Below are 17,434 nucleotides of genomic sequence, written 5' to 3' on the forward strand. Positions count from 1 at the left end.
ACCGATAGCCTTGCGCTCATGGCCGCCCTCACCGTTCAGGCACTCCTCGAGCTCGTGATCGACGAGGGCACGTTCACGTCGTGGGACGAGCCGGTCGACATCTCCGGGCACGACAAGGCCTACCGCACCGAGCTCCTCGCGGCCGCCGAACGTGCCGGGACCGACGAGTCCGTCGTGACCGGCCACGGCCTGATGCGCGGGCGCCCCGTGGCGGTCATCGCCAGCGAGTTCCGCTTCCTGGCCGGATCGATCGGACAGGCGGCCGCGAAGCGCATCGCCAGTGCCGTCCGCCGTGCCACGGCCGAAGGCATCCCGGTGCTCGCCACGACCGCATCCGGCGGGACCCGCATGCAGGAGGGCACCCCCGCCTTCGTGCACATGATCGAGATCTCCCGTGCCCTGATGGCCCATCGCGCTGCCGGCCTGCCCTACCTGATCTACCTGCGACACCCCACGACCGGCGGCGTGTTCGCGTCGTGGGGATCACTGGGCCACATCACGCTCGGCGAGCCCGGTGCCCTGATCGGCTTCCTCGGCCCCAAGGTGTACGAGCTGCTGGAGGGCAAGCCGTTCCCACCCAACGTGCAGACTGCCGAGAACCTCGCCCACCGCGGCATCATCGACGCGGTCGCACTTCCCGAGGAACTACCCCTGCTGGTGGACCGGGCGCTGAGCATCCTGGTCGACCCGCCGTCGCAGCAGACCCGCCCACGGCGCGCCGGCACGACCGACCGCGTGCGGACGGCCTGGGAGTCCATCCAGCTCACCCGCGCGCCTCAGCGGGTGGGTGTGCGCGAGGTCCTGCGGTACGGCAGCGACACGATCGTGCGCCTCCAGGGCACCGAGAAGGGCGAGCGTGACAGCGCCATGCTGGTGGCGCTGGCCCGGCTCGACGGCCAGCCATGCGTCGTCATCGGGCAGGACCGCACCAAGCAGTCACCCCTCACCCCCATGGGACCGGGCGCCCTGCGCGAGGCGCGGCGTGGCATGCGGCTCGCCAACGAGCTGCGACTGCCGCTCGTGTCGTTCATCGACACACCCGGTGCCGAGCTCTCCCCCGAGGCCGAACAGGGCGCGATCGCCGGCGAGATCGCCCGCTGCATCAGCTGGATGTCGACCATGCGCGTCCCCACCGTCTCGGTGCTGCTGGGACAGGGCTGCGGCGGCGGTGCGCTCGCCCTGCTGCCCGCCGACATCGTGGTGGCAGCCGAGAACGCCTGGCTGTCGCCCCTGCCCCTGGAGGGTGCGAGCGCGATCATGTACGGCGATCTCGAGCACACCGACGAGCTCGCGCGCTCTCAACGGGTGGGTGCTGTCGACCTGCTCGAGTCCGGCACGGTGCACCACGTCGTGCCCGAGCACGACGACGACACCGCCGAGTCCTTCGCCCAAGCCATGGCGGCCACCGTGGCCGAGCAGCTGGTCACACTTCGCACGCGAGGGAGCAACTCATGACCGATCTGACCCGTCTGGCCGAGCTGGTCGAGGCGGCCGACGGCGTCGCTCCGTTCAACGAGGCGACCCTGAGCGCCGATGCCGCTGACGCCGCTCCCCGCACACTGGTGCAGGGCGAGCCGCTCGACGGCGCCGTGGTGCAGTTCCTCGCACGCGGCGACGCCGACGCGCCGGTCGAGCTGGCCGTGCACCCGCAGGCTCGCGGAGCAGGACTGGGGCGTCAGGTGCTGACCGACCTGATCGACCGCGGCGAGAACCAGTTCTGGGCCCACGGCGATCTGCCGGCCGCTCAGCGACTTGCCGCATCGGTCGGCCTGGAGGCTGTGCGCACGCTCCTGGTGCTGCGCCTGACGTTCGACGGCGCACCTTCTGCCGAGCGGTCGCTCGACGGCATCACGATCCGTGCCTTCTCCCCCGACGACGGCGACGCGGTCATCGCCGTCAACGGGCGCGCCTTCGCCTCGCACCCCGAGCAGGGCGCCATGGACCGGGCAGACTTCGACCGGCGGACGGCTCTGCCGTGGTTCGATCCGGCCGGTCTGTTCGTGGCTGAGCGCGATGGCGCGATCGTGGGATTCCACTGGACCAAGATCGAGGACGGCATCGGCGAGGTCTACGTCGTCGGTGTGGATCCGTCCGAGCAGGGCTCCGGCCTCGGCACGGCGCTCACCGCCCGCGGCCTGCGCCACCTGCACGACGTCGGCGTCCCCGTCGTCGACCTGTACGTCGAGGGCGACAACGCTGCGGCACTTGCGGTCTACCGGCGCCTCGGCTTCGTCGACCACGCGCGCGACACGCTCTACCGTCGCCGCGACCCACTGTCGGGCCTGCCCGATCTTCGGGTCGACCAGTCGGCAATCATCAACGACATCGAGCGGGATCGCGCCAGTCGGTGATTCGATGCGACATCGGCTCGGATGCAGAAGTGCTCAAGCTCCAACCTCTGTTCTGATCCCGAGCCTGACCTGGACACGGCATAACGCGTCGCGTTATGCTCGGTCGGGTGATCAGGTCGTTCCGGGGTTCGATGACGGAACAAATCTGGCTACGACGGCCGGCCAAGACCATGGACCCCCGCATCCAGCAGGGCGCCTTGCGCAAGCTGGTCATGTTGGATGCTGCAGAGACCTTGACCGATCTCACTGTGCCGCCGGGCAACCGGCTGGAGGCACTCAAAGGCTCTAGGTCAGGGCAGCACAGCATCCGGATCAATCAACAATGGCGCGTGTGCTTCGTGTGGACCACAGCTGGCCCGCAGGACGTGGAGATCGTTGACTACCACTGAGGAGATGATGAGCATGACCAAGATGGCGCCCGTCCACCCCGGCGAGATCTTGATCGAAGAGTTCTTGCGGCCCCTCGAGATCACTCCACACCGTCTCGCGGTGTCAATCGGCGTTCCTCCCCGGCGCATCAACGAGATCGTGCACGGCAAGCGTCGGATCAGCGCAGACACGGCGTTGCGTCTGGGCCGATTCTTCTCCACATCTGATCGCTTCTGGCTGAACCTGCAGACTCGCTTCGATCTGGAGGTCGAACGCGACAACCTCGGGCCACGACTGGACGAGATCCAGCCACTGCGCTCAGCCTGAGACCCACGACCGCTGTCGCTCAGCGGCCCAGGCCGCGCTGCAGCGCCTGGGCAATCCGGTCGACCGCCTGCGGGGCCGACGTGCCCATGGCCACCATGTTCACGAAGCCGTGGATCATGGCGTCCTCGCGGCGATGCGTGACCGGGACCCCCGCAGCCGACAGCGCGGCCGCGTAGGCATCGCCCTCGTCGCACAAGGGGTCGAAACCGGCCGTCACGACGTGTGCCGGAGCGACCCCCTTCAGTGGGGCGCGCAACGGGGACAGCCGCGGATCGGCCCGGTCCTCGTGGCCCACCAGGTAGTTCTCCTCCGCCAGGTCCATGAACGCCTTGGTCAAGAAGAAGCCGGAGGCGAACGTCAATCGACTCTGCGCGACCTCGGCGAAGTCGGTCGTCGGGTAGATCAGCAGCTGGAACGCCGGAGCCACCACCTCGCCGGCCGCACCCTGCAGGGCGATGACGGTCGCCAGGTTTCCGCCCGCACTGTCACCGCCGATCGCGATGCCGCCCGGATCGATCCCCAGGGCCTCGGCGTGCGCGTTGACCCAGGTCCAGGCGGCTGCGACGTCGTCGGGGGCTGCCGGGAACGGCGCCTCGGGGGCCAACCGGTAGTCCACGGCGACCACTCGCACCTGGGCGCGCTCGGCCAGGACCCGGCACAGGGCGTCGTGACTGTCCAGCCCGCCGTAGATCCACCCGCCACCGTGCACGAACATCAGCGCCGGCGACTGACCCGTGAGGCCGCGCGGCGTGTAGAACCGCAGGTTCAGGGGCCCGGCCGGGCCGTCGATGGCGCGCTCGGTGACGGCGCCGATGGGCTGCGTGCCACCTGCGACGCGCGACGACGAGTCGATGATCCGCCGCCCCCGGCTGATCGCGACCGTCTCCGCCGCCGGCCCCTCCAGGGCCATCAGCCTCAGCAGCAGCTGTACCTGTGGGTCGAGCGTGCGTCCCTGGATCACGACCGGCTCGCCGGCCAGTCGGCGCACCACCGGGGCGGGAAGCCGCAGCAGCGACCGCCCCGCGAAGCCTCGTACGGTCTCGGTGGCCTGATCCAGCAGCGTCATGGCAGCACGCTACCGGCACGATCGACGAACCGGCACTGTTTAGGCAGCGTTCACCCGAACCTGACACCATGCCAACCATGGAGTCGACAGATCTCGCCGTGCCGACCACGAACGAAGCACCGGACTCACCCGATGAGTTCGACGTCGATCCACCCTTCGATCCCGAGGCCGGATCGCTGCCCGCCGACCGATTTCTCGACCGCGAGCTGTCGTGGACCGCGTTCAATGCGCGGGTGCTGGAGCTCGCCCGCGACGAGTCGCAGCCGCTGCTGGAGCGCGTGCGCTTCATGGCCATCTTCGCCAGCAATCTCGACGAGTTCTTCATGGTCCGGATCGCCGGCCTCAAGCGCCGCATCGCCGCCGGCGTCGCCGTCCCCTCGGCGAGCGGCCTGGGTCCCCGCGACACCCTCGCCCGCAGCCTCACCGAGAGCCGCGAGCTCATGGAGGAGCACGCGGCCCTGTTCCACGACTCCATCGGGCCGGCTCTGGCAGGCGAGGGCATCGACCTGCTGCACTGGGACGACCTGACCAGTGGTGAGCAGGAGCGCATCACGGTGTTCTACCGGAATCGGGTGTTTCCCGTCCTGACCCCGCTGGCGGTCGATCCGGCACACCCCTTCCCGTACATCTCGGGGCTGTCGCTGAACCTGGCCCTGGTGATGCGCAATCCCACCACCACCAAGGAGCACTTCGCCCGCGTCAAGGTGCCACCCATCATCAACCGGTGGGTGTATGCCGATCCGGGCCGGTACGTCCCCCTCGAGGAGGTCATCGCCGCGCACCTCGACCTGCTGTTCCCCGGCATGGAGCTGGTGGCTCACCACGCCTTCCGCGTCACCCGCAACGAGGACCTGGAGGTCGAGGAGGACGACGCCGAGAACCTGCTCAAGGCGCTGGAGCAGGAGTTGTTGCGCCGCCGGTTCGGGCCTCCGGTCCGCCTCGAGGTCGAGGAGTCGATCGATCCGGAGGTGCTCGACACCCTGGCGTCCGAGCTGGGGGTCAAGCCCGAGGAGATCGTGCGTCTGCGGGGTCCGCTGGACCTGCGCAGCCTCAACGAGGTCGCCGACATCGAGCGACCGGACCTGCACTTCGACCCCTTCGTCCCCGGCACCCACCAGCACCTGGCCGAGGTGGAGACCGCGGCTCCGGCCGATCTGTTCAGCGCACTCAGCAAGCGCGACGTCCTGGTGCACCACCCGTACGACTCCTTCGCCACCAGCGTGCAGCGATTCATCGAGCAGGCAGCCGCCGATCCGCACGTGCTCGCCATCAAACAGACGCTGTACCGCACCTCGGGCGACTCCCCCATCATCGATTCACTGGTCGACGCCGCCCGCAGCGGCAAGCAGGTCCTCGTGCTGGTGGAGATCAAGGCCCGGTTCGACGAGCAGGCCAACATCCGCTGGGCGCGCAAGCTCGAGCGAGCCGGTTGTCACGTCGTGTACGGACTGGTGGGCCTCAAGACGCACTGCAAGCTGGCGCTCGTGGTGCGCGACGAGCCGGACGGCCTGCGCCGCTACGCCCACATCGGGACCGGCAACTACAACCCCAAGACCGCGCGCCTGTACGAGGACTTCGGCCTGCTGACCTCCAACAGGTCGATCACCACCGACCTGACCGACCTGTTCAACAACCTCTCGGGATTCGGACAGGACTTCGACTACGACCGACTGATGGTCGCGCCGGCCGGCCTGCGTCCCAGCCTGATGGCGCACATCGACGCCGAGATCGCGCACCACCGCGCGGGACGGCCGTCGGGCATCCGGATCAAGGTCAACTCGATCGTCGACGAGATCATCATCGACAAGCTCTACGAGGCCTCGCGCGCCGGAGTCCAGGTCGACCTCATCGTCCGCGGCATCTGCACCCTGCGGCCCGGTCTGCCCGGGCTGAGCGAGAACATCCGGGTGTCCAGCGTGCTGGGCCGCTTCCTCGAACACAGCCGGGTGTTCTGGTTCGCCGGCGGAGGCGAGCCGGAGGCCTGGATCGGATCGGCGGACATGATGCACCGCAATCTCGACCGCCGCGTCGAGGTGCTGGTGCGCATCCCCGAACCCGATCACATCGATCAGCTCGGGTCGCTGCTGGAGAAGATGTCCGACGACACGATCATCTCGTGGCGCCTGTTCGACGACGGGACCTGGCGTCGCAACGACGGCACCGTCGACATCCAGTTAGCGCTCATCAAGCGCGCGAAGAGTCGCCGGTCTCGCTGATATGACTGCTGAACGGGTCACGATCGCCGCGGGGGGGATCATCTGGCGCACCAGCACCGACACGAGCACGACCTCGAGCATCGAGGTCCTGATGATCCACCGGCCCACCTACGACGACTGGACCTTCCCCAAGGGAAAGATCGATCCGGGCGAGACCCTGCAGCAGACCGCCGTGCGCGAGATCGCCGAGGAGACCGGCCTGCGCGTTCGCCTGGGGCACCCTCTGCAACGTGTCACCTACCAGGTGTCGGCCGGGACCAAGCACGTCAGCTACTGGTGTGCCCGACAGCTGCCCGGCGACGAGGCGACCTTCACCCCCAACCGGGAGGTCGACGCGATTCGATGGGTCGGCGTCGTGGAGGCCGCCGAGCAGCTCAGCTACGGCTACGACCGCGACCTCCTCGGCGAGTTCGTCGAGCTCGCCGTGCGCGGCGCGCACCGCACCCGCACGTTGGTCGTGCTGCGTCACGGCAAGGCGCTGGCACGAGGCGCCTTCGACGGGCCGGACCTCGAACGTCCCCTCGCCGCGGCCGGAACGGTGCGAGCCCACGACCTGGTCCCGCTGCTGAGCGCCTACGGTGTGCGCCGTGTGGTCAGCAGCCCCGCCGTACGCTGCGTCGGGACTCTCGCCCCCTACGTCGACCTGCTCGAGTCCGACGTCCAGCTCCTCGATGCGCTGTCCGAGGACACGGGGCGGCGACGCGCCGGCGACGTGGTCCACGACCTGATGGGCCGCAAGAAGCCGGCCGCACTGTGCAGCCATGGACCGACCCTGCCGTGGGTGCTCGAGGCGGCCGGGACCGCAGCAGTGGATCTGGCGCCCGGTGAGGGCGTCGTGGTGCACCACCGCAAGGGTCTGGTGCTGCACACCGAGTCGCTGCGGCTCAACACGAGGACGTGAGACCGTGGTCACGTCACGACAGGGCAACGTTGGACTCGCGTTCACCGTGCGTTCATCTTCCGCCGAACACCCATACACCTCACAGACCTACGTTCACTGAGTCATCAATGAACATCCACGAGAGGTACCCCCGTGAACCGCACGTCTTTGCGCACCACCGCCCCCGCGGTGACCGCCTTCGCCCTCGCCCTCTCGCTGAGCGCGTGTGGCGCCGGCAACGAGGAGCCGAGCTCTTCAGGCTCCGACTCCTCGCTGACCGGGACCCTGGCTGGTGCCGGCGCAAGCTCGCAGGAGGCCGCAGTCTCCGCGTGGCAGGCCGGCTTCCAGACCAACAACCCCGAGGTCACCGTCAACTACGACCCCGCCGGATCCGGCGCTGGTCGTGAACAGTTCCTCGCCGGCGGCGTGGCCTTCGCCGGCTCCGACGCCTACCTCGACGACGAGGAGCTGACCACCGCCGCCGAGCGTTGCGGCAGCGACGTCGTCGAAGTCCCGGTCTACGTCAGCCCGATCGCCGTCATCTACCAGCTCGAGGGAGTCGACGAGCTCAACCTCGACGCCCAGACCATCGGCGCCATCTTCCAGGGCGACATCACCAGCTGGGACGACCCGGCGATCGCCGAGACGAACCCCGACGCCGACCTGCCGTCGACCAACATCACGCCGGTCCACCGTTCGGACGACTCGGGCACCACCGAGAACTTCACCGCCTACCTCGACGAGGCCTCCGACGGCGGCTGGTCCGAGGGTGCGATCGAGACCTGGCCCATCGACGGCGGCGAGGCAGCCCAGGGCACCTCGGGAGTCGTGGCCGCGGTCGGCAACGGCGACGGCACGATCGGCTACGCCGACGCGAGCCAGGCCGGCGAGCTCGGCACGGTCAAGGTGCAGGTCGGTGAGGAGTTCACCGAGCCCACGCCGGAGGCTGCAGCGCTGTCGCTGGACGCTGCCAACCCGGTCGAGGGACGCGGCGAGACCGACCTCGCGCTCGACCTGAACCGCACCTCCACCGAGGCCGGCGTCTACCCGATCGTCCTGGTCTCCTACCAGTTGGCCTGCCAGACCTACGAGGATGCGGCCGAGGCCGAGCTCGTCAAGGGTTGGCTGACCTACGTCGCCAGCGAAGAGGGCCAGCAGGCCTCCGCCGACACGGCCGGTTCGGCCCCGCTGTCGCCGGACTTCTCCGAGCAGGTCAACGCCGCTATCGAGACGATCGCCGGCGCCTGATCACGGCTGCGGGTCGTCCGGTCATCACCGGGCGGCCCGCACTCACGTTCCCACCCCTACGATTCCATCATGCGAAAGGCAGCCCCTGTGAGCAGCACGACCTCGCAGAAACCGTCCACCAAGCCGCCCACGCGGCCCGGTGACCGCATCTTCGCGGGCCTCTCGACTGGCGCTGGTCTGCTGATCCTCGCCACCCTCGCTGGTGTGGCCATCTTCCTCACCGTCGAGGGCATCCCCGGCATGACGGCCGCCCCCGACGAGGTCAAGAGCGGCCAGAGCTTCCTTCCCTACGTGGGCCCCCTGCTGCTCGGCACCCTGATCGCCGCCGTGGTCGCCCTGATCATCGCGACACCGGTCGCCATCGGCGTCGCTCTGTTCATCTCGCACTACGCGCCGCGCAAGCTCGGCCAGTCGCTCGGCTACCTGGTCGACCTGCTGGCCGCCGTTCCCAGCGTCGTCTACGGCCTCTGGGGCATCTTCGTCCTCGCGCCCACGATGGGGCCGGTCTACACCTGGCTTGCCGACAACCTCGGATTCATCCCGATCTTCGCCGGCCCCGCCTCCACCACCGGACGCACCCTGCTGACCGCCTGCATCGTCCTGGCCGTCATGATCCTGCCGATCATGACCGCCATCTGCCGCGAGATCTTCCTGCAGACGCCGCGCCTGCACGAGGAGGCCGCGTTGGCCCTCGGCGCCACCCGCTGGGAGATGGTGCGCATGACCGTCTTCCCGTACGCCCGCTCTGGCATGGTGTCAGCGGCGATGCTCGGACTCGGTCGGGCGCTCGGCGAGACCCTCGCCGTGGCCATGGTGCTGTCGGCCACGGCCGGCGTCGTCACCGCAAACCTGATCAGCAGCACCAATCCCAGCACGATCGCCGCCAACATCGCGCTGAGCTTCGCAGAGGCCAGTGGCAAGACGGTCAACGTGCTGATCGCGACCGGCCTGGTGCTGTTCGTGATCACCTTCCTCGTCAACTTCGCGGCACGGGCCATCGTGGACCGCCGCAAGGACTTCTCCGGAGCCAACTGATGACGACACTGACGCAATCTCGCCCCTCGCCCCGGCCGCCGGCTCCTGAGCACCAGCTCAAGGGGCGCCAGCTCCCGCGATTCGGCCCTCGCCTGGTGCTCGCCGTCGCACTGCTGGCCGGCGTCGGCGTCTACCTGCTGACCGACAGCGCCTTCCGGGGCGCGTTGGTCGCGTGGGTGCTGTGCTTCGCCATCCCGGCCTGGTCGGTGCTGGTCGAAGGCAGCCGCAAGGCCACCGACCGCCTGGTGACCCTGCTGGTCGGTACTGCCTTCGCGCTGGCCATGGTGCCGCTGGTCAGCATCTTGTTCACGGTGCTGAACCGCGGCCTGAACGCCATGGGCATCGACTTCCTGACCTTCTCCATGCGCAACGTCGTCGGGGAGGGAGGCGGCGTCTACCACACCATGATCGGCACCCTGCTGATCACCGGCGCCGCGGCCGTCATCTCGATCCCGATCGGCCTGTTCGCGGCGATCTACCTGGTCGAGTACGCCGAGGACGGTCGGCTGTCGAAGTGGCTGCGCTTCCTGGTCGACGTGATGACCGGCATCCCCTCGATCGTCGCCGGCCTGTTCGCCTACGCCCTGTTCGTGATCTTCTTCGGTCCCGGCGTCCGCATGGGCATCGGCGGTTCGGTGGCCCTGTCGGTCCTGATGATCCCGATCGTGGTCCGGTCCAGCGAGGAGATGCTCAAGCTGGTGCCCAACGAGCTGCGCGAGGCCTCCTACGCGCTGGGCGTGCCCAAGTGGCGCACGATCGCCAAGGTCGTGCTGCCGACCTCGCTGGCCGGCATCGTCACCGGAATCACGCTGTCGGTGGCCCGTGTTATCGGGGAGACCGCGCCGTTGCTGATCATCGCCGGCGCCACCGACTCGGTGAACTTCAATCTGTTCGACGGCCGCATGGCCACGCTGCCGGTCTTCGCCTATGCCCAGCAGCGCAACCCCGGCATCCCGCCCGAGTTCGGCATCGACCGGGCCTGGGGGGCGGCCTTCGTGCTGCTGCTCATCGTGATGGTGCTCAACCTCGTGGCACGTCTCGTCTCGTACTACTTCTCCCCCAAGGGTGAGCGCTGACCGCGCTCAGGACAGGATCAAGCACATGGCCAAGAGCATCGACGTCTCAGACCTCGACATCTACTACAGCGACTTCCTCGCCGTCGAGGGTGTCACCATCCCGATCCCCGCGCGATCAGTCACCGCGTTCATCGGCCCCTCCGGCTGCGGAAAGTCCACATTCCTGCGGTCCCTGAACCGCATGCACGAGGTCATCCGCGGTGCTCGGGTCGAGGGCAAGGTTCTCATCGACGGCGAGGACCTCTACGCACCCGAGATGGATCCGGTGAACGTGCGCCGCATGGTCGGCATGGTCTTCCAGCGGCCCAATCCCTTCCCCACCATGTCGATCTACGACAACGTGCTGGCCGGGCAGAAGCTCAACAGCAAGCGGATGAAGAAGTCCGAGTCCGACGGCATCGTGGAGAACTCGCTGCGCGCTGCCGGTCTCTGGGGCGAGGTCAAGGATCGTCTCGCCCAGCCCGGCTCGAGCCTGTCCGGTGGTCAGCAGCAGCGCCTGTGCATCGCCCGAGCGATCTCGGTCGAGCCCGAGGTCCTGCTGATGGACGAGCCGTGCTCGGCCCTCGACCCGATCTCGACCAGTGTCATCGAGGACCTGATCCACGAGCTCAAGGAGCAGTACACGATCGTGATCGTGACGCACAACATGCAGCAGGCGTCACGTGTCTCGGACGAGACGGCGTTCTTCAACCTGTCGGCGGTCGGCAAGCCGGGGCGCCTCATCGAGGTCGGCCCCACCCAGCAGATCTTCTCCAACCCCAAGGAAGAGGCCACCGAGGCCTACATCCAGGGACGGTTCGGCTAGACCGTCACCCGCCGCGGCATGGGCGGTGACTTAGCGTCCGATCCGAGCCGTGGGCGGTGGGTTTGCGTCCCATCAGGGGTGGTGAAGGAACGCAGACCCACCTCTCCACGCCCGAGCCGCCATGGGTGGGCCCCGACCTCCTTCCAGACCCTGCGAGCTCGGTTCAGTTGCCGGGGATGATGTTGCGCAGCAGCAGGTAGGACAGGGCCGCGACAGAAGCCGCGGCCGGGATGGTGATGATCCAGGCGGTGATGATGCTGCGGGCCACACCCCAGCGCACGGCGCTGAACCGCTTGGTCGCACCGGCTCCCATCACTGCGGACGTCATGGTGTGGGTCGTCGAGACCGGGGCCTGGGCGTAGATGGCCATGCCGTAGAGCACGACGGCTGCGGTGGACTCGGCCGCGAACCCGCGCGGCGGGTCGAGGGCGATGATGCGCCGACCCATGGTGCGCATGATGCGCATGCCGCCGGAGAACGTGCCGAGGCTGATCGCGGTGGCAGCCGACAAGATGACCCACAACGGGATGTCGTCGTTGGCGGTCGTGTGCTCGCCGGCAGCGATCAGGGCGAGCACGATGACGCCCATGGTCTTCTGCGCATCCTGCAGCCCGTGCCCCAGAGACAACGCAGCAGCCGAGAACACCTGCGAACGGCGGAATCCGCGATTCACCGAATGCGGGTTGCAGCGACGCATGGCCCACATGATCGAGGTCATCACGATGAACGCCCCGGTGAAACCGATCAGCGGGCTGAGCACCATCGGGATCGCGACCTTGTCGATGACCTTGTCCCAGTCGACCGTGACACCGGCCACGACACCGACGCCGATCAGGCCGCCGATCAACGCATGTGACGACGATGACGGGATGCCGAAGTACCAGGTGATGAGGTTCCAGGTGATGGCACCGACGAGCGCCGACAGCACCACGGTGAGGGCGTGCTCGGGCGAGCTGATGCCGTCGAAGCCCGACAGGATCTCCGCGATCGTCTTGGCCACCTCGACCCCGAGGAGGGCACCGACGAAGTTGAGGACCGCAGCCATCGTGAGCGCCAGGCGCGGGGTCAGCGCCCGCGTCGACACCGAGGTGGCGATGGCGTTCGCGGCGTCGTGGAAGCCGTTGGTGTAGTCGAAGAACAGTGCGATGCCAACGGTGATCACGAGCACCGTGAAGACGAGGTCCACCCTCAGGACTCCTTGACCGCGATCTGTTCCACCGTGTTGGCGACGGACTCCAGGGCGTCGATCGCGTGCTCGAGCGAGTCGACGACGTCCTTGAGCTTCATGACCTCGAGCGTCTTGTACGTGCCGCTGAACAGGCTGGCCACGATCCGACGATAGGAGCGGTCCCCCTGGTTCTCGAGGCGATTGATCTCGATCCAGTACTCGTCGAGGTCCTTCATGGTGCGCAACCGGGGCATGGCCTCGGCGGTGACCACCGTCGCTCGCTGCAAGACCTCGACCTGCTCGGCGATCTCGGCCGGGAGCTGCTCCAGCTCGTAGAGGCCCACGAGGTCGACAGTCTCCTCCATGAAGTCCATGACGTCGTCCAGCGAGCTGGCGAGCTTGTAGATGTCCTCACGGTCGAACGGGGTGATGAAGGTGGAGTTCGCCCGTCGCACGATCTCGTGGGTGGTCTCGTCGGCAGCGTGCTCGGCCTCTCGCATCTTCTCGCCGAGCTCGCCACGATCTGCCTGCGGGTCGAGCAGCACGGCGAGGAGATCCGCTCCGCTGACCAGCTGATTCGCCATCTGGGTGAACAGGTCGTAGAACGAGGTTTCCACCGGTCGAATGCGAAATCGCACCAGGTGCTCCTGTCAGTGCTGGAAAGGCCAAGCCAATGCTAGAGCCAACCGTCGCGCTCGCGTCAGCGGTCAGTCACCTGCCGTTCATCTGACGGTGGTGACACCCAGGATCCGGTCGACCTCGCACTGGGTCAGATGATCGACACAGTCGGTCGCGGCGATCATCAGCTGGCTGGTCAGCTCGATCTCGTCGAGCGCCGCACCGTCGAGGAACGAAGCCTCGTGGGGGTTCTGCATGCACTGCTCCCAGCACGTCGAAGGGCCGACGATGGACGACCGGACACCACCATATGCGCCGTCACCACACGTCACGGCCGGGCCAGCCGATATGACCCGGAAGGACTAGGGACAGCGTGGGGGCCGGCGTCACGTGGGGCGCGCGGTCCTGCCGCGAGCCCGTCGGACGGTGTCGATCAGGCCCATGACCAGTGCCACGACGATGAACCCGATCGTGACGTGCAGGCTGGAGGACAGTGCATCGGCGTAGTCACCGTCCGAGCTCGCCACCCGCTGGAAGAACAGCGCGAGGACGATCGCGACGCCCAGGGCCGAACCCACCCGCTGGGCCGTCTGCAGCAGCCCGCCACCGGCGCCGGCGCGAATCGGGTCGACCTCCTCGAGGGCCAGTGTGATGTTCGGCGAGATCACCATGCCGCCGCCCACTCCGGCGACGAACAGGGGGACGGCCAGCCACAGGGCCACGTTGCTGTCCAGCATCGGCACCGCGACGTCGACTGCGACAAGAGCTCCGATGATCAGCACCAGCCCGGTCACCACCATCGCGCGGCCGAAGCGTTGGGTGAAGCGGCCCGCCTGCCACGCGGCGATGGCGGACCCGATGGCGAAGGGCATCTGCGCGAGCCCCGCCTGGAGCGCCGTGTACTCCAGACCCTGCTGCAGGTACAGCGTCAGGACGATGAAGATCGAGGTGAATCCAGCGAAGTAGGCCGTGCCGAGCCCGAGCCCCAACATGAAGGAGCCGACCTTCAACAACGCGAGGTCGAGCAGGCCGTCGCGGCCGCCTGCGGTCCACCACCGCTCCCACAGGCCGAAGGCCACCAGCAGAGCGGCTGCGATGCCCAGCAGCCACCACGGCCGCTCCGACAGCGTCCCGCTCTGCCCGGTCTCGACCAGCGGGAGCAGGATGAACAACATCGCAGCTCCGAACAACGCGACCCCGATCGGATCGAGCGACTGCTTGCGCCCTTCCTCCGCCGCTGGCAGATAGCGATGGGCGAGGATCATCAGCGCGATCCCGATCGGGACGTTGACGTAGAAGACCAGGCGCCAGCCGAGCTCCGGTCCGCCCAGCTGGACCAGCAGTCCGCCGAGGAGGGGGCCGATGGCCGTCGAGATCCCGATCGTGGTGCCGAACAGGCCGAAGGCCCGGCCCCGCTCGGGGCCCTTGAACAGATTCTGGATGAACCCGGAGACCTGCGGTGCGATCATGCCGCCGCCGATGCCCTGCAGCACGCGGGCCGCGCCGAGCCAGACCGCGCTCGGCGCGGCGCCGCACAACGCACTCGCCAGGGTGAACACACCGACTCCGGCGATGAACACGGTGCGCCGACTGCGTGCATCACCCAGGCGTCCCGCCGGCACGAGCACGATGCCGAACGCCAGGGCGTAGCCGGCCACGACCCACTGGATCGTGCCATTGCCGGCGTCGAGACCTTCGCGCATCGAGGGCAGGGCGACGTTGACGATGCTGACGTCGAGCAACGTCATGGAACCGGCCCCCAGGCAGATGGCGAGGGCCTTCCAGCGACGGGATCGTTCCTCTGACGTCAGCTCGGGTGTCGGGGAGGTGGCCACCCCAGACACGCTAGGCCGTGACACCACATCGGGCAGATGGCCCGCCCCCGCCCCCCGCCGACGAGTCACGTAGACCCGCCGACGAGTCACGTACGCCCGCTGACGAGTCACGGAGGGCGAGCTCAGCAGACCTCGAGTGACTCCTCACCCGGTCTACGTGACTCCTCAGCGGGTCTCCGTGACTCCTCAGCGATCACTCGGTGTCGATGTCGTCCGCGTAGACGCGGAACTCCTTGCGGTCGGTGTGCATCGCCCAGAGGGTGTCGGCCAGCACCTTGGGGTCCTTCTTGGCGTGACCCTCCTCGATCGCACCGGGGATGATCAGCTGCGCGACGTGGATGCCCTGCTCGCCCAGCTCGTCGTGCAGCAGCTGCGCATAGGCGGCCTGCCCGGCGAAGGCGATCGAGGTGCCGGTGAACTTCACACCCGGCTTGACCGCCGAGCCGCCGTTGATGAACAGGATCGAGCCGCCGCCCTCGGGCAGGAAGCGCATGCCCGGCACCACCTGGTGCACTGCGGCGATCGGTCCGTAGATCGAGAACTCGATCGGTCCCTTCATGTCCTCGGGCCGTGTCTCCATGACCGGACGCATGAAGTCCTTCTGCGGCAACGGGCTGTACTGCAGCACCTGGATCGCGCCCAGGGTCTCGGTGATCTGCTCGAGCGCGGCCGACAGCGAGGCCGGGTCACGCACGTCAGCGGCAACACCGAGCGCCTGCACGCCGTCCGCGGTGAGATCGGCGGCCAGCGCGTCCAGACGGCTCTGGTTGCGTGAGATCAGCCCGACGCTGTAACCCTGCGCACCGAACGTGCGCGCGACGGCCGCACCCAGTCCGCGGCCGGCTCCGACGATGGCGATGGTGGTCATGTGGTTCCTCCAGAGAATCGATGTACATCAAGTCTGTCGACCGGAGCCGAGCGTCCCGCCGTTGCAGGTCAAACAGGTGCCGCGGCGCGTCGGCCCGCCAGCCGGGCGGCAGCCGCAGCGACCACCACGAGAACGATCGCCACCAGGGCCAGCACCGTCACGGCGGTGGTGCCGTCCGAACGTCCCGTCACGGCGATGCCGACCAATGCCCAGGCACCAGCGGCCGCATACGTGAGGATCCCGCGCGTCCGAACCGTGATCGCCACCAACGCGACGACCGCGAGAACCAGCACCACGATCTGCCACGCCAGCTCGTCGACCTCGACGGGGCCGAAGTCGACGAGCGCGGTCGAGACGTTCAGGAAGAACGCTGCAGTGACCCAGCCTGCGTAGAGCCCGACCGCCGCGCGCGTGAGGACAGAGAGCCAGCGGGGCGCGATCGACTCATCGGCGACCGTGAGCACGGCGTCGACGGCCGCGATGAGCATCACCAGCAGAGCCGCGGCCGTGGCCAGGCTGTTGCCCGTCTCGGACATACCGATCCACAACGTGCCACCGAGATACAGGACGATCAGGCCGATCTGCTGACGACGCGAGACCTCGTGCGCCCCACGGACCAGCACGGCGATCGCCTGCGCGATCGCCAGCGTGTAAATGACGCCCCAGATCGCGAACGCCCAGCCCACGGGACTGATCAGCAGGTCAGCCCCCGAGTCGGTGCCCGGTGTGCCACCGGTCGCGCCGAAGGTCACCAGGGGGGCAACCACCTGCAGGACGGCCGCCGCCAGCACGGCCCAGGCCAGCACCGGCACACCAGGGGGCCGCTGCAGTGGACGGGGCACATTCGTCGTCGCCATATCTCAGATGTACCCCGCGGGGGTGGACGGAAACTCTGGACCTGGCGTCGCCATCGACCACGAAGTGGCCTGACTGCCCCCGCGTGGGCGACTCCACCCTCCAGCTGCTGGTGGCCGATGAGGGCGCGCGGCCGGCTCGCCGAGTCGATGGACGGCTACCTCGGAGTGTTCGACACGCCGCTCAACGTTCGTCCTAGCGCTGCCCCTGGGGTCTGCCCCTCTCGTGGGCAGCTCGGACTGAGACCCAGCCGCGCCCACGTTGCGACACCAGCGCGACGATGCTTCACTGGAATCTCTTGAGCTGCCCCGGACCCCGGCGGTGATCCACCCTCCACGACGGGCATGCTCATGACGATTTCTGCCGATCAGGCACGCACGGACACCATCGATCAGTCGCTTGACGTCTTCCGGGTCTCCAGCGGCGCCGCTCAGCGGCGCATCCTCGCCACCATGCACCGCATCGACCGGTCAGGGGTCGCGGTGTCGGCCGAGAGGCTGGACGACGCGCACCTGATCGTCGTGGCGAGCGACCGACTCATCGACACGGTGCGCGCCCAACGGGTCGTCACCTCGCTCGACCGCGGTGCCCGCAGGACCCATTCTGTCTGGCGCACGCGAGGGTGGCAGGCGGCGTGAACGCCCCTGCGGGCTGAGCTCCCCAGCTGGCGGCCGCCTCTCCGTCCCTCCTTTCGGATCGAGGCGGCTGCCTTCACTT

At 68.2% G+C, this 17,434-nt stretch carries 18 protein-coding genes; 11 read left to right on the top strand and 7 right to left on the bottom strand.

The window, feature by feature from the left end:
• Nucleotides 1-18: 18 nt before the first annotated feature.
• From ACHAA3_RS03110 to ACHAA3_RS03125, 4 genes are all read left to right on the top strand, one after another.
• Nucleotides 19-1,455 carry a carboxyl transferase domain-containing protein gene (locus ACHAA3_RS03110; RefSeq protein WP_435707477.1) on the top strand — a complete coding sequence of 479 codons (1,437 nt, stop codon included), beginning with the start codon at nt 19-21 and terminating at the stop codon, nt 1,453-1,455.
• The gene (mshD, locus tag ACHAA3_RS03115) at nt 1,452-2,351 is read left to right on the top strand and encodes a mycothiol synthase (protein WP_435707478.1); all 900 of its coding nucleotides are present in this window, start codon (nt 1,452-1,454) and stop codon (nt 2,349-2,351) included. The genes ACHAA3_RS03110 and mshD overlap by 4 nt, the downstream gene beginning before the upstream one ends.
• A gap of 107 nt (nt 2,352-2,458) precedes the next feature.
• Nucleotides 2,459-2,740, top strand: a complete 282-nt coding sequence (locus ACHAA3_RS03120; protein ID WP_435707479.1) for a type II toxin-antitoxin system RelE/ParE family toxin — start codon at nt 2,459-2,461, stop codon at nt 2,738-2,740.
• A gap of 13 nt (nt 2,741-2,753) precedes the next feature.
• The gene (locus ACHAA3_RS03125) at nt 2,754-3,047 is read left to right on the top strand and encodes a HigA family addiction module antitoxin (RefSeq protein WP_435707480.1); all 294 of its coding nucleotides are present in this window, start codon (nt 2,754-2,756) and stop codon (nt 3,045-3,047) included.
• A 19-nt stretch (nt 3,048-3,066) separates the two neighbouring features.
• Here ACHAA3_RS03125 and ACHAA3_RS03130 read toward each other — a convergent pair whose 3' ends face one another.
• Nucleotides 3,067-4,113 (bottom strand): alpha/beta hydrolase, encoded by a 1,047-nt coding sequence (locus tag ACHAA3_RS03130; protein WP_435707481.1) that lies wholly within the window; start codon nt 4,111-4,113, stop codon nt 3,067-3,069.
• Between the two features lie 77 nt (nt 4,114-4,190).
• On the opposite strand from ACHAA3_RS03130, the gene ACHAA3_RS03135 reads away from it, so the two are divergent.
• From ACHAA3_RS03135 to pstB, 6 genes are all read left to right on the top strand, one after another.
• Nucleotides 4,191-6,329, top strand: a complete 2,139-nt coding sequence (locus tag ACHAA3_RS03135) for an RNA degradosome polyphosphate kinase (protein ID WP_435707482.1) — start codon at nt 4,191-4,193, stop codon at nt 6,327-6,329.
• Between the two features lies 1 nt (nt 6,330).
• Nucleotides 6,331-7,230: an NUDIX hydrolase gene (locus ACHAA3_RS03140; protein ID WP_435707483.1), complete on the top strand. Its 900-nt coding sequence runs from the start codon at nt 6,331-6,333 to the stop codon at nt 7,228-7,230.
• Nucleotides 7,231-7,362: 132 nt separating this feature from the next.
• Entirely contained in the window at nt 7,363-8,457 is a 1,095-nt protein-coding gene (pstS, locus tag ACHAA3_RS03145) for a phosphate ABC transporter substrate-binding protein PstS (protein ID WP_435707484.1), read from the top strand.
• Nucleotides 8,458-8,544: 87 nt separating this feature from the next.
• Nucleotides 8,545-9,492, top strand: coding sequence for a phosphate ABC transporter permease subunit PstC (pstC, locus tag ACHAA3_RS03150; RefSeq protein ID WP_435707485.1), 948 nt, complete (start codon nt 8,545-8,547; stop codon nt 9,490-9,492).
• On the top strand, nt 9,492-10,568 hold the full coding sequence (pstA, locus tag ACHAA3_RS03155) for a phosphate ABC transporter permease PstA (RefSeq protein WP_435707486.1): 1,077 nt from the start codon (nt 9,492-9,494) through the stop codon (nt 10,566-10,568). Before pstC ends, pstA begins: the two co-directional genes overlap by 1 nt.
• 25 nt (nt 10,569-10,593) lie before the next feature.
• A complete protein-coding gene (gene pstB / locus ACHAA3_RS03160; protein WP_435707487.1) occupies nt 10,594-11,373 on the top strand; it encodes a phosphate ABC transporter ATP-binding protein PstB in 780 nt (259 codons plus the stop codon).
• A 163-nt stretch (nt 11,374-11,536) separates the two neighbouring features.
• On the opposite strand, the gene ACHAA3_RS03165 is transcribed toward pstB, so the two are convergent.
• The 6 genes from ACHAA3_RS03165 to ACHAA3_RS03190 form a co-directional block, all read right to left on the bottom strand.
• A complete protein-coding gene (locus ACHAA3_RS03165) occupies nt 11,537-12,559 on the bottom strand; it encodes an inorganic phosphate transporter (RefSeq protein WP_435707488.1) in 1,023 nt (340 codons plus the stop codon).
• A 2-nt stretch (nt 12,560-12,561) separates the two neighbouring features.
• Nucleotides 12,562-13,179 carry a DUF47 domain-containing protein gene (locus ACHAA3_RS03170; RefSeq protein WP_435707489.1) on the bottom strand — a complete coding sequence of 206 codons (618 nt, stop codon included), beginning with the start codon at nt 13,177-13,179 and terminating at the stop codon, nt 12,562-12,564.
• 84 nt (nt 13,180-13,263) lie between these two features.
• A complete protein-coding gene (locus ACHAA3_RS03175) occupies nt 13,264-13,416 on the bottom strand; it encodes a hypothetical protein (protein WP_435707490.1) in 153 nt (50 codons plus the stop codon).
• 129 nt (nt 13,417-13,545) lie between these two features.
• On the bottom strand, nt 13,546-14,994 hold the full coding sequence (locus tag ACHAA3_RS03180; protein ID WP_435707491.1) for an MFS transporter: 1,449 nt from the start codon (nt 14,992-14,994) through the stop codon (nt 13,546-13,548).
• Between the two features lie 193 nt (nt 14,995-15,187).
• On the bottom strand, nt 15,188-15,862 hold the full coding sequence (locus ACHAA3_RS03185) for an SDR family NAD(P)-dependent oxidoreductase (protein ID WP_435707492.1): 675 nt from the start codon (nt 15,860-15,862) through the stop codon (nt 15,188-15,190).
• 68 nt (nt 15,863-15,930) lie between these two features.
• Complete coding sequence (locus ACHAA3_RS03190) at nt 15,931-16,719, bottom strand: hypothetical protein (RefSeq protein WP_435707493.1); 789 nt, start codon at nt 16,717-16,719, stop codon at nt 15,931-15,933.
• A gap of 348 nt (nt 16,720-17,067) precedes the next feature.
• On the opposite strand from ACHAA3_RS03190, the gene ACHAA3_RS03195 reads away from it, so the two are divergent.
• The gene (locus tag ACHAA3_RS03195; protein ID WP_435707494.1) at nt 17,068-17,355 is read left to right on the top strand and encodes a hypothetical protein; all 288 of its coding nucleotides are present in this window, start codon (nt 17,068-17,070) and stop codon (nt 17,353-17,355) included.
• Nucleotides 17,356-17,434: the final 79 nt, after the last annotated feature.

The organism is Aeromicrobium sp. CF3.5, assembly GCF_051262695.1.
Lineage (GTDB): Bacteria > Actinomycetota > Actinomycetes > Propionibacteriales > Nocardioidaceae > Aeromicrobium.

Coding starts and splice junctions, on each gene's coding strand:
- ACHAA3_RS03110 (WP_435707477.1), top strand. CDS start 19: ATGGCCGCCCTCACCGTTCAGGCACTCCTCGAGCTCGTGATCGACGAG.
- mshD (WP_435707478.1), top strand. CDS start 1,452: ATGACCGATCTGACCCGTCTGGCCGAGCTGGTCGAGGCGGCCGACGGC.
- ACHAA3_RS03125 (WP_435707480.1), top strand. CDS start 2,754: ATGACCAAGATGGCGCCCGTCCACCCCGGCGAGATCTTGATCGAAGAG.
- ACHAA3_RS03130 (WP_435707481.1), bottom strand. CDS start 4,113: ATGACGCTGCTGGATCAGGCCACCGAGACCGTACGAGGCTTCGCGGGG.
- ACHAA3_RS03135 (WP_435707482.1), top strand. CDS start 4,191: ATGGAGTCGACAGATCTCGCCGTGCCGACCACGAACGAAGCACCGGAC.
- ACHAA3_RS03140 (WP_435707483.1), top strand. CDS start 6,331: ATGACTGCTGAACGGGTCACGATCGCCGCGGGGGGGATCATCTGGCGC.
- pstA (WP_435707486.1), top strand. CDS start 9,492: ATGACGACACTGACGCAATCTCGCCCCTCGCCCCGGCCGCCGGCTCCT.
- pstB (WP_435707487.1), top strand. CDS start 10,594: ATGGCCAAGAGCATCGACGTCTCAGACCTCGACATCTACTACAGCGAC.
- ACHAA3_RS03175 (WP_435707490.1), bottom strand. CDS start 13,416: ATGCAGAACCCCCACGAGGCTTCGTTCCTCGACGGTGCGGCGCTCGAC.
- ACHAA3_RS03185 (WP_435707492.1), bottom strand. CDS start 15,862: ATGACCACCATCGCCATCGTCGGAGCCGGCCGCGGACTGGGTGCGGCC.
- ACHAA3_RS03190 (WP_435707493.1), bottom strand. CDS start 16,719: ATGGCGACGACGAATGTGCCCCGTCCACTGCAGCGGCCCCCTGGTGTG.
- ACHAA3_RS03195 (WP_435707494.1), top strand. CDS start 17,068: ATGACGATTTCTGCCGATCAGGCACGCACGGACACCATCGATCAGTCG.